The organism is Flavobacterium hiemivividum (genome assembly GCF_004349145.1).
GTDB lineage: Bacteria > Bacteroidota > Bacteroidia > Flavobacteriales > Flavobacteriaceae > Flavobacterium > Flavobacterium hiemivividum.
The window spans coordinates 58,657-70,238 of the sequence record NZ_SMFO01000002.1; the positions used below are offsets into that span (position 1 = coordinate 58,657).

The 11,582-nt window shown below is 32.7% G+C and carries 8 protein-coding genes; all 8 read left to right on the forward strand.

Annotation, left to right across the window (positions count from 1 at the left end; all coding sequences use genetic code 11):
• Positions 1-134 precede the first annotated feature (134 nt).
• The 8 genes from E0F98_RS04360 (at position 135) to E0F98_RS04395 (ending at position 11,539) form a co-directional block, all read left to right on the forward strand.
• Positions 135-2,516: a TonB-dependent receptor gene (locus E0F98_RS04360; RefSeq protein WP_165929283.1), complete on the forward strand. Its 2,382-nt coding sequence runs from the start codon at positions 135-137 to the stop codon at positions 2,514-2,516.
• Positions 2,517-2,658: 142 nt separating this feature from the next.
• Positions 2,659-4,725 carry a hydantoinase/oxoprolinase family protein gene (locus tag E0F98_RS04365; protein WP_132109396.1) on the forward strand — a complete coding sequence of 689 codons (2,067 nt, stop codon included), beginning with the start codon at positions 2,659-2,661 and terminating at the stop codon, positions 4,723-4,725.
• Positions 4,725-6,389, forward strand: a complete 1,665-nt coding sequence (locus E0F98_RS04370) for a hydantoinase B/oxoprolinase family protein (RefSeq protein WP_132109397.1) — start codon at positions 4,725-4,727, stop codon at positions 6,387-6,389. Before E0F98_RS04365 ends, E0F98_RS04370 begins: the two co-directional genes overlap by 1 nt.
• A 2-nt stretch (positions 6,390-6,391) precedes the next feature.
• On the forward strand, positions 6,392-7,783 hold the full coding sequence (locus tag E0F98_RS04375) for an aminopeptidase P family protein (protein ID WP_132109398.1): 1,392 nt from the start codon (positions 6,392-6,394) through the stop codon (positions 7,781-7,783).
• Positions 7,784-7,808: 25 nt separating this feature from the next.
• The gene (locus E0F98_RS04380; RefSeq protein ID WP_132109399.1) at positions 7,809-8,618 is read left to right on the forward strand and encodes an aspartate/glutamate racemase family protein; all 810 of its coding nucleotides are present in this window, start codon (positions 7,809-7,811) and stop codon (positions 8,616-8,618) included.
• Between the two features lie 7 nt (positions 8,619-8,625).
• The gene (locus E0F98_RS04385; protein ID WP_132109400.1) at positions 8,626-9,861 is read left to right on the forward strand and encodes a cytosine permease; all 1,236 of its coding nucleotides are present in this window, start codon (positions 8,626-8,628) and stop codon (positions 9,859-9,861) included.
• A gap of 413 nt (positions 9,862-10,274) precedes the next feature.
• Complete coding sequence (locus tag E0F98_RS04390; protein ID WP_132109401.1) at positions 10,275-10,586, forward strand: cupin domain-containing protein; 312 nt, start codon at positions 10,275-10,277, stop codon at positions 10,584-10,586.
• Entirely contained in the window at positions 10,568-11,539 is a 972-nt protein-coding gene (locus tag E0F98_RS04395; RefSeq protein WP_132109402.1) for an ornithine cyclodeaminase family protein, read from the forward strand. The genes E0F98_RS04390 and E0F98_RS04395 overlap by 19 nt, the downstream gene beginning before the upstream one ends.
• Positions 11,540-11,582 lie beyond the last annotated feature (43 nt).

Genomic DNA, 11,582 nt, shown 5'->3' on the forward strand with positions numbered 1-11,582 from the left:
TATTTAATTCCTCAAATGTACAGGAATATTTTAAAAATAATTAAAAAACAGGAATATTTTATGGAAAGAAAATAAATACTCAATTTTGTATAAACCAATTAACAACCATTAATATGAAATTAATAACCATTAACATGAAACAAAATTTATTATTATTAGTTCTTTTTGTTCCATTTTTATTATTCTCTCAAGATGTAAAACTAAACGGGACCGTTAAATCCGCTTCTGAAGTTTTGCCAGGAGTTAATGTTTTAGAAAAGGACACAAATAACGGGACATCTACAGATGCAGATGGAAACTTTAGTATTAAAGCAAAAGAAGGTGGTACGCTGGTATTTTCATCTTTAGGTTATAAAACCAAAGAAATTAAAATTAATAACAATAAAGTAATAAACGTTACTCTTGACGAAGATGCTTCACTACTTAAAGAAGTTACTGTAAGAGGGTTTAGTGATGTGAGAGGAAAGGCTAGAAAACGACTTGAATCAATTCAAAGCATGCCTGAAAGTGTTACTGCAGTAACATCTCAACAAATTGACATTACTGGCATTGATGATATAGGAGGTTTCTTGACACAAATTCCAGGAATATCATATAGCGAATCTCAAGATCCTGGAACAGTTATGATTAGTGTGAGAGGTATTCCACAAATTAGATATGGGGCTTCTCCAATAGCTACAGTTGTTGATGGAGTTTATTTAGCATCTGCTGATTTAAATAATCAATCTTTATTTGATATTGATCAAATTGAGGTAATTAAAGGGGCTCAGGGTTTATTTTATGGTAAAAATGCTATAGGTGGAGCAGTTGTGATCACCACAAAACAACCAAAAAATGGTTTTGAAGGTAAAGTGAAGGGGGGGTATGGAAATGGAAACACAGTTGATTTAGAGTCTAATATATCTGGATCTATAGTTGATAATAAGTCCTTTTATCGATTTGGAGTTAGTTATTCAAATTCTGATGGATTTATTGAAAACACTACGCTTAAAAAGAATGTAGATTTTAGAAAAGATTTATCAATGCGTGGATTATTGAAATTTAGACTAGGAAGTTCTAGTACTTTATCTTTGACAGGGCAGCATAATAGTTCTAGAAGCGGGTCGGTGACATACGTTAATAGTAATGATAATCCAGATTTTGAAGATTTTAACCCGAATAGTTTTAAGGGCAATCCAACTGCAGATTTTTTAGGAGTTGGTACATTAAAATCTACAATTGTAGCAGCTTCTTTTGAAACAGCTTTTGATGGATTTAAATTAGAATCTCACACATCCTATTCTGATGTTGACTTATTCTATAATGGTGATTACTTAGCATTTGCACCAATAGATGTTTACGGACCAACTCCAGCAGCTTTTCAAACGATGAATAGAACATCAAGAACACTTAATGAAGAACTACGTTTATTGTCTTCGAATTCTTTGTCTAAATTGCAATGGAATTTAGGTCTTTTCTACCAAAATGTTGATTCCAATTGGGACACAAATGCATTTTATAATGAGGATCCAACAGATTTTAATTATACAAATACCGCAATAGATAGGTTGTCAGCAGACAATAATACTTTAAAATCTCTAGGCTTATTCGGTTTTTTAGAATATAATTTAACAGACAAATTTAATATTTCTGCTGGTTTGAGAAATGAATGGGAAACATTGGAAAATATGGAGAATGTGAGTGGTGTAAAAAGTAATAGATCGTACAATGCATTTCAACCAAAATTATCGGCTTCCTATAAGTTTTTAAAAGACAAAATGCTTTACGCAAGTTATAGTCGAGGTTTTAGAAGTGGTGGTTACAATTCTTTAGTAGTACCTGCTAGTGGAATTAAGAAGGAAATTGATCCTGAATTTACAAATAGTTTTGAAGTGGGAGCAAAAACGAGTTTTTGGAAAAATAGGTTTATATTTAACCTAGCTTATTTTAATACTGTTTTTGAAAACCAACAAGTTTATCGTTTTGGTTCTGATGGGGTAAGAAGCTTTTTAGGAACAGTAAATTTTGAAGAATCTAAAGCTTCCGGTTTTGAAGTAGATGCTAAATTAAGAATTTCAAACCATTTTGATTTATTAAGTGGTGCATCATTTATAAAAACTGAAATTACAAAAGCATTTGAGGCATCAGCAATAGGAAATAAAATTCCATTTGCACCACAAAGTAGTTTTTATGTAGGTTTATTTGCTCATTTCAAAGCGGGAGAAAATTCTAAAATATCAGCAAATATAAATGTTGAGAATAAAGGTAAAAAATATTGGTTTGCTGACGATTTATATGGGACAGACCAAAAGGACGTTTTCCAAAAACCTTATACTTTAATCAACACAAAGTTGATATATGATATTAAAGATTTTACAATTGGTTTATGGGGAAAAAATATTTTCAACACACAATATAATCAAGAATGGTGGCCTTTTGGTGTATTCGATGGAGATCCTAAAGGAGGTCCTATTGGAGATATTCGTACACCAAGCCAACCAGCAACATACGGGATAGAATTATCTTATAAATTCTAAAACCAAACCTTATTAAATATTGACAGTTTTTTGATATTTATATTTTGAGTAAGTTAATCTAGGCTTTAGAAAACTTTTAAGCTACTAAAGCCTTTATTTAAAAAATCCAAACAAGTAAGAAAGTAAAATAAAAAATAAAAAAATGAGAGTAGCAACAGATATTGGCGGCACTTTTACGGATCTTGTATGCCTAGAATTTGACAAAATAACAGGTAAACCCACAGGCGTAAAAGTAGCAAAAGCAGATACAACTCCTTCCAATTTTGAAGAAGGTATCATTAATACTATAAACAAGGCGGAACTAGACTTGAAAGAAATAGATTTTTTCGCCCATGGAACCACTGTAGTTATTAATGCGCTTACAGAACGCAAAGGAGCAAAAACAGCATTAATTACAACAGAGGGATTTAGAGATGTACTAGAAATAGCACGATGTAACCGTCCAGATCTTTTTAATTTTAATTTTGTAAAACAGCCTCCTTTTGTTCCACGTTATCTTCGTTTTGAGGTAGAAGAGCGAATGAGTTATAAAGGAGAAATCATAAAGGAGTTAAATAGTGAAGCTTTAAAAACCATATTAAAAACATGTAAGGAAGAAGGAGTTGAATCTATTGCAATTTGTTTATTACATGCCTACAAAAATCCAAAACATGAAATTCAACTAGCTAAAGAAATTGCTCTGTTAAATAGTTCAATTGAGGTTATTTGTTCTTATCAAGTTACTCGAGAATGGCGCGAATATGAACGTACTAGTTCTACAGTGTTGTCTGGTTATATTTTACCAATTGCAAAAAAATATTTAAATAATCTTGAAGAAAAGTTAAAGGCAAAAGGATTACGTGATGCTCCATACATTATGCAATCTAATGGCGGTATTACAACCCTAAACGATGTGCGAACAAACCCCATAACGATGGTAGAATCTGGACCCGCAAGCGGCGTTTTTGGAGCCATTGCTTTAGGGAAAATTATTGGCAGAACAGATTTAATTGTGCTTGATATTGGTGGAACCACAGCCAAATGTGCTTTAGTAGAAAACGGTCAAGTAAAAATCACCACCAATTATAAAATAGAACATTCAAAAACCGAAGCAGGGTATCCTATTCAAACGCCAGTAATTGATATTGTAGAAATAGGAAATGGCGGAGGTAGTATCGCATGGATTGATGAAGGTGGTAAAATGCATGTTGGGCCAAAAAGTGCTGGAGCAATGCCTGGACCAGCCTCATATGGAAGAGGAGGTAAAAACCTGACAACTACGGATGCAAATATTATCATGGGAAGAATTCATCCAGATTATTTTATTGGAGGAGAACTACAACCTGATTATCAAAGTATCGAAGAAGCTGCAAAACCTTTATGTGAAGCACTAAAAGGAACAAAAGAAGAAATTGCAAAAGGAATTATTAGAGTAGCAAATGCCAATATGATTAATGCCTTAAAACTTATTTCAGTAAATAAAGGTCATGACCCAAGGGATTTCACTATGGTAGTTATTGGCGGTGGTGGTGCGATGCATGGCGCCGATTTAGCAAGAGAACTCCAAGTTGCGGAACTAATTATTCCACCCCATGCAGGAGTATTTTCTGCTTTTGGAATGCTTATGTCAGACATTAGAAGAGATTATATCAGAACAAATGTTTTAACGCTTTCTAGCGAGCAAAGCGACTCTATTAAAACAACTTTTAATGAAATGAAAGAAGAAGCAAACATAAGTTTCTTTGCTGATAACTATACTTCTGAGGATATAAAATTTACTTTTTATGCTGATTTACGCTACGCAGGACAAGAACATTATGTAAAAGTCTTACTACCATATTTTTCAGAAAACACCTCTTTAGCATCCATTATTGAACACTTTCATAAGGAACATAAAAAGCACTATTCCTTTCAATTGGATGCACTGGTAGAGTTGGTTAATTTTCATTTGGTTGCAGAAGTAGAAGTAGACAAACCTGATTTTCCCCTCATTGAAAATACGGGAAGAAAAGTAGATTCCGCTATTTTCGATACAAGAAAAGTAGATTTTGATGATTTAGGAATTCATCATACTCCATTTTACCATAGAGAGTTACTAGAACCCGACATGACAATACATGGACCTGCAATTATAGCCGAAAAAGCAACTACAACAGTAGTAACTCCTCTTCATATTGTAAATATAGACAAATATGGAAATCTTATTTTAACACTTCAAAAAACAGTATAATGGAAAAATTCACTTTAGAAATCATTCAGGACACATTAGTAGCAGCTGGCGATGAAATGTTCAAAACCTTGGAACGTACCAGTATGAGTCCAATTATATATGAATCACTAGATTATGCAGTAGGGATTACAGATGTAAAAGGAGAATTATTGGCTCAAGGCAATGGTGTCACCGCTTTCTTAGCGGCATTGGACTCTGTAGTTAAAGCCACATTAGACAAATTTAATGGAGAGAATACCTTAAAAGAGGGAGATATAGTTATTGCAAATACACCTTATGCAGGTGGAGGAACACATTTGTCTGACGTGTCAATAGTTTACCCCGTTTTTTATAAAAAAGAATTGGTTGCATTTACAGTTAACAAAGCACATTGGACAGAACTAGGAGGTACATATCCTGGCTCTGTTTCTACAGTATCGACTGAGATTTATCAAGAAGGAATGCACTTTCCATTTATCAAGATAAAATCAGAAAACGTGATCAATGAAGCCGTAATAGATATGATAAAAGCTAATGTCCGATTACCTGACAGTACATTGGGTGATTTATATGCGGGTATTGCTGCTGCAGAAGTTGGAGCAAGACGAGTAATTTCAATCATTGAAAAATACGGATTAGAAACGTTCAAGAAAGCCAAAGATGATTTTTTGGATTATGGAGAGCGTATGTGTATTGAGGCATTGAAGAAAATACCAAATGGCGTTTACGAAGGAGAATCAGCAATAGAAGACAATGGGTTTGGTGAAGGACCATTCCCTATAAAAGCCAAAATTACTATTACAGATGAAGAGTTTATTGTAGATTTTAATGGTTCTCATCCGCAAGTAAAAGGAGCTACAAACCTTTCCTTTAGTGGTTTGGTAACGGGTTCTAGAAGTCTTTTTAAAGCCATTACTACACCAAGTATGGATGCTAATGGTGGATCGTTCAGACCTATGAAAGTAATTTGTGAACCAGGTACAATTGTAAGTGCAGAAGCTCCATCGGCTGTATCAGTGTATTATGAAGTATTAATAAGCGCTATAGATTTATTATGGAAAATTTTGGCACCAGTAATTCCAGATAAATTACCCGCAGGGCATATGCGTTCGATCTGTGCAACATTCATTTCAGGAATTCATCCAGATACCAATAAATTTTATATTCAAGCTGAACCATTAGCCGGAGGTTGGGGTGCATCTGCAACCCATGATGGAAATAGAGGACAATTGTCTTGTGGTAGTGGTGAATCCTACAACATCCCTATTGAAATACGAGAAATGCGTTACGGAATTCAGGTAGAACAATACGCATTTCATAATGAAGGTGGTGGCTATGGCGAATTTCAGGGTGGCAACGGGCAATATATAGATTATAAAATTTTATCCGATGGTGCACATGTAACAGCAGCTTTTCTAGGAGAGAAAACAAAAACTTGGGGGATGAAAGGAGGACACGATGGTTCTTATAATTATTTCATGATTATTAGAAAAGATGGCTCTAAAAAAAGATATAGTTTAGGGACTAATATTTATCTGGAAAAAGGAGACATTGTACGATGTGTCACGGCAACTGGTGGTGGATACGGAAGCCCAACCAATAGACCCAAAGAGAAAATCCTATTAGATGTAAAAAATGGGTTTATAACCCAAAGTGAGGCGCAAGAATTTTATAAAATATCATAAAAATGTTCTTTAATAAAGAAACATATACATCTAGAAGATTAGAACTTATCAAAAAAACAGGTAGCGGCATTATTATTTTACCAGGCAATGGTGAGTGTGCTAGGAATTTTAAAGCCAATACCTATTTTTTTGTTCAGGACAGCTCCTTTTTATACTATACGGGTATAAACTTACCTGACTTAATATTAGTTTTAAATTGCGAAACTGGAGAGTCTATTCTTTTTGGAAATGAAGCTTCTTTTGATCATAAGATATGGATGGGACATCAAGAATCTTTAAAAGATAAAGCTATTAAAATTGGTATTATTAGTGTATTAGAAGTAAATAAATTATTTGATTATATAAAAAATTACTCCGTTAAATCTAATATTCACTATTTGCCAACTTATCGTTCATCTACAAGCATCCTCCTATCGCAGCTTTTAGATAAATCTATAAATGAGATAAATGCAAAGATTTCAATAGATTTAATTAATGCTGTAGTTTCACAAAGAGAAATAAAATCTGCTTTAGAAATTCAAGAATTAGAAAAAGCGTTAGACATAACAAGGGAAATACATCTTAAAGTAATGTCTATAACCAAAGCTGGTAAAAAAGAATCAAATTTAGTTGGAGCAATTGAAAATACAATAACTACACAGGGGAGCTACACAGCATATCCTCCAATAGTTACTGTACAGGGTCAAATATTGCATAATTTTAATTATACCAATGAGCTTAAAAAAGGACAGTTATTATTAGGTGACTTTGGAGCGTGTTCTCATTCTGGATATGCTGGAGATATTACTAGAACTATTCCTGTTTCAGGAAAATTTACTGTAAAGCAAAAAGAGATTTATCAAATTGTATTAGATGCTCAAAATAAAGCCGTAGAATTACTTAAGCCCAATGTATTATTTAAAGATGTTCATTTAGCCTCATGTATGACCATAGTTGACGGTTTAAAAAATATAGGTTTAATGAAAGGTGATACCGAGGAAGCAGTAGCGGCGGGGGCTCATGCTTTATTTTTTCCTCATGGTTTAGGTCATATGATTGGTTTAGATGTTCATGATATGGAAAGCGTGGGCGAAAACTATGTTGGCTATGATGATGAGGTTTCAAAATCAGACCAGTTTGGATTAAAGTCATTAAGACTTGGTAAAAGATTGAAACAAGGATTTACTGTTACCATAGAACCAGGGATGTATTTCATACCTGAACTAATTAATGACTGGAAGTCTAATAATAAAAAATGTGCACCATTCTTTAATTTTGATAAAATTGAATCCTATTTAGATTTTGGAGGGATAAGAATTGAAGACGAATATGTAATAACAGAAAAAGGAAGCGAAATTTTAGGGAAATACATCCCAAAAAAAATAAGTGAAATAGAACAAATTATGTTAGATTAAAAAAACTTTTTATAAAATTTAAATTATGGAAAATACTAAAAATGCATCTTTAAGAATAATGTATTTAAATCCTGTAGGATTTAGTTCTTTAGATCAGGTCTTTGCAGATATGGCAAAGGAATATAAAGAAGAAGGAACAGAAGTTCACATAACCTCATTGAACCCATCGGTAGGTCAAATGAATAATTTGGAGTACCGTACTTTCGAGTCTTTCATTCATTTAGATACGCTAAAAGCTGTAAGACAAGCCTCTTTAGAAGGATTCGATGCTATTATAATTGGATGTTTTTATGACCCTGTTATAGAAGACGCCAGAGAAATAGCTGGAGATATGGTGGTTTTAGGACCATGTGAAGCATCGTGCCAAGTGGCAGTTCGAATTGCTAACAATTTCTCGGTATTAATTGGCAGAAGAAAATGGTACAATCAAATGAATGAAACCATAAAAAGATATGGTTATGGTGAAAAAATTGCCTCTTTTAGAGAATTATCAATGACAGTCCCTGAATTTGTAGCGAACCCAAGTTGTACTAAAGAAGAAATTATAAAACAAGCAAAAATTGCTGTTGAAGAAGATAAGGCCGAATGTATTATTTTGGGTTGTACCTGTGAAATTGGACATTATAAAGAAGTACAAGAAATAATAGGTGTACCAGTAATTGACCCATCAATAGCTGCCCTAAAAACGGCTGAAAGTGCAGCCGGTCTAAAAAAAATAAGCGGTTGGGGAACAAGCAAAAAATGGGGGCTAGAACCACCTTCGGAGGAGGATTTAAAAGCATTTGGCATATTGCAAGAACCTTATGTTTTTGGTAATCGTATAATTGTAAATTAATAATTTTATGAGCGAAATTAATAACGAAAAAAAAATAAACTGGCTAGGATTATTTGCTATTTGGTTTGGTGGTATGGTTAGTGTACCGTCTCTATTAATAGGCAGTATGTTAATCAAGGGATTAACCTTTTATAATACACTTTTAGCTGGGTTTATAGGGTTTTCAGTTGTCTGTGTTTTTATGTGCTTAGAGAGTATTGCTGCATTTGATACAAAAAAAACAACGGTACAACTTGCGAGTAGCTCATTTGGAGTAAATGGCGCCAACATTCTAGTTGGTTTGGTGGTAGGTATTTCTTGTATAGGTTGGTTTGGAGTACAATGTAATGTAGCTGGTTCTTCCTTTGCAGAAATTATGTCTATTTATTTTGAGGATGTTTTTTCGCCTAGAATATGGTCATTTATTATTGGATTAATGATGATGTTGACAGCTGTTTTAGGCATAAAGTATCTGAAATACCTAAATTACATAGCCGTTCCAGCCAAAATATTGTTATTAGTGTTTGGTGTAATTATATCTTTTCAAGGCAAATCTTTCAATATTATATCTAGTTATACACCTCCTGAAAAAATAGCGTTTTTAACAGCCATAGGACTTTCAATTGGTTTTGTTTCAGTTGGGGGTGTTATTTCTCCAGATTATGCTCGATTTGCAAAAAGCAGAAAAGATGTTATTAAAGGAGTTATTTTAGGATTGTTGCCGGCAGGTATTTCATTGTTGGGAGTAGGAAGTATGTTGGCTATATTACAGAATACTTATGACATTGTTGAGATATTCTCCAAATTTGGTTATCCATTTATGGCATTATTAATCTTAATTGTTGCCACTTGGACTACAAATGTGATGAATGCTTATTCGTCAGGATTAGCTCTTAATCAACTGTTTCATTTTCCAGAAAACAAGCGTTATATAAGTACAATTATTGCGGGTGTTATTGGTGGAGGTTTAGCAGCAATAGGGATTTTAGATAAATTTATGGATTTTTTGATGATTTTAACCATAACTGTTCCTCCTATTGCTGGAGTTCTGATTTCAGATTATTTTGTCTCTAAATCTTTTAATCCTAATACAAATCAAGCATTTAACTGGAAAGGGATTGTTTCTTGGCTTTTTGGAGTTACAGTAATGCTCGTAATGGAAAATCCTATAAAAAATGTATTAGGCATTGCCGTTTCATTGATTTCCTATTATGTTTTCCAGTTGTTTTTCAAAGGTATTAAAAGCGAAAAAATTGAATTATGATTACTCATAAAGTAATTCAATTTCATAAATACGGTGGTACGACTTGGATTTGATCCTATTGGAAGGAGTTTTTAGATAACTATACAGATGTTCTTACTAAAGATGCTATCTTGTTTTTATATGGATTACTTTCTGGAAAAGTTACCCAAGTCCCAATTGTTCAAATGGTAAGAAATAATGCTATTATTTATCCTTACTCTATATTCAACTTTGTTTGTAAACCAAAAATGCTCGAACGAAGATTTTTTTATTCTAAATGGTATCAATAACGGACTTCTTTAGCCCGTTATTGATAAAGTATTTTCTTTTTTGGATATAATAATAGTTTATGAATATATGAAAGAGTAATATTCAAAAAGGAAAAATTGTAGTTGAAGTAAATTAAAAAATTAAAAAATTATAAATATAATATTATGAAAGTATATCAATTAGCGTATCCGAAACCCGAAGAAAATTATTTAAAAGAGATAGTTGAAATCAACGATAAAACGATTTTAAAAATGGGAACTTGCTTCTTTAAAGCAGGATCAAGACTCCCTGAAATAGGATTAAAAGCCAATTCTGAAAACGAAATTTCAATTATTATGGAAGGAAGCCTTAAAGCCATATCCGAAACAGGAGAAAGAATAATACAAGCTGGCGAAATATTGCAATTTAAACCTAATGAAATGCAAGCAGGAGAATTTTTAGAAGATTGTAAAATTATATGGATTTTAATGGAATAATTATGATTAAAGTATTTGATAGTGAAGAGATCAAAAAACGCCTTGATTATATTAATTTGATAGATGCGTTAGAAAAAATATTTTTGAAGAATGAGGTTATTTATCCTGAAAAAAACTATTACTCTCTTTCAAAAAATACTAATGATGAAAACATCATCATTAATATGCCTGCTTGGGACAACGATTATTTTGGAGTAAAGTTAGTTTCTGTTTTTCCAAATAATGAAAAAAAATATCAAATACCATCTCTTCACGCTGCATATTGTTTGTGGGATGCAAAAAAAGGAGTGCCATTGGCCTATTTTGACGCTACCGAAATGACGAAAATTAGAACTGCGGCAACATCAGCTTTAGCATCAAAGTATTTATCAAAAGAAAATTCGAATACCCTATTAATTATAGGAACGGGAGAAATGGTGCCTTATTTAATAGAAGCTCATTGTGCCGTAAGACCTATAAAAAAAGTATATGTTTGGGGTAGAAATAAAATCAAAGCTATTCGAATCAAGGCTTTAATAGACTCCAAAATGTCAGGTTTAGAATGTATTGCTATTGATGATTTATCTAGCATTATTAAATCTGTAGATATAATAAGTTGTGCTACTTCTAGCAATGATGCAATTATCCAAATAGAACATATTACACCAGGACAGCATTTAGATTTGATAGGTTCTTTTACGCCTCAAAGTCAAGAAGTAAGCTGTGAGGTAGTCGCTGCATCATCAATTTATTTGGATGATATAAAAGCAACACCAAAAAAAGCAGGAGAAATTTATCAAAGTATTGAAAAAGGATTTATTACTTCAGAATGTATCAAAGGTGATTTAATTACCTTATGTAAAGATAAAAATCACAAAAGAACAAATGATGATGAAATTACACTTTTTAAATCAGTTGGGATCGCTATAGAAGATTTTGCATCCGCTAAATTAATATGGGAAAGTAGGTTTTGAATATCCAACCTAAATAAAATTCATAACTCATGAAAATTTGATG

What these genes read in the sequence shown, in the direction of transcription:
- E0F98_RS04360 (WP_165929283.1), top strand. Translation starts at nt 135, where the DNA reads ATGAAACAAAATTTATTATTATTAGTTCTTTTTGTTCCATTTTTATTA.
- E0F98_RS04395 (WP_132109402.1), top strand. Translation starts at nt 10,568, where the DNA reads ATGGATTTTAATGGAATAATTATGATTAAAGTATTTGATAGTGAAGAG.
- E0F98_RS04380 (WP_132109399.1), top strand. Translation starts at nt 7,809, where the DNA reads ATGGAAAATACTAAAAATGCATCTTTAAGAATAATGTATTTAAATCCT.
- E0F98_RS04385 (WP_132109400.1), top strand. Translation starts at nt 8,626, where the DNA reads ATGAGCGAAATTAATAACGAAAAAAAAATAAACTGGCTAGGATTATTT.
- E0F98_RS04375 (WP_132109398.1), top strand. Translation starts at nt 6,392, where the DNA reads ATGTTCTTTAATAAAGAAACATATACATCTAGAAGATTAGAACTTATC.
- E0F98_RS04365 (WP_132109396.1), top strand. Translation starts at nt 2,659, where the DNA reads ATGAGAGTAGCAACAGATATTGGCGGCACTTTTACGGATCTTGTATGC.
- E0F98_RS04390 (WP_132109401.1), top strand. Translation starts at nt 10,275, where the DNA reads ATGAAAGTATATCAATTAGCGTATCCGAAACCCGAAGAAAATTATTTA.
- E0F98_RS04370 (WP_132109397.1), top strand. Translation starts at nt 4,725, where the DNA reads ATGGAAAAATTCACTTTAGAAATCATTCAGGACACATTAGTAGCAGCT.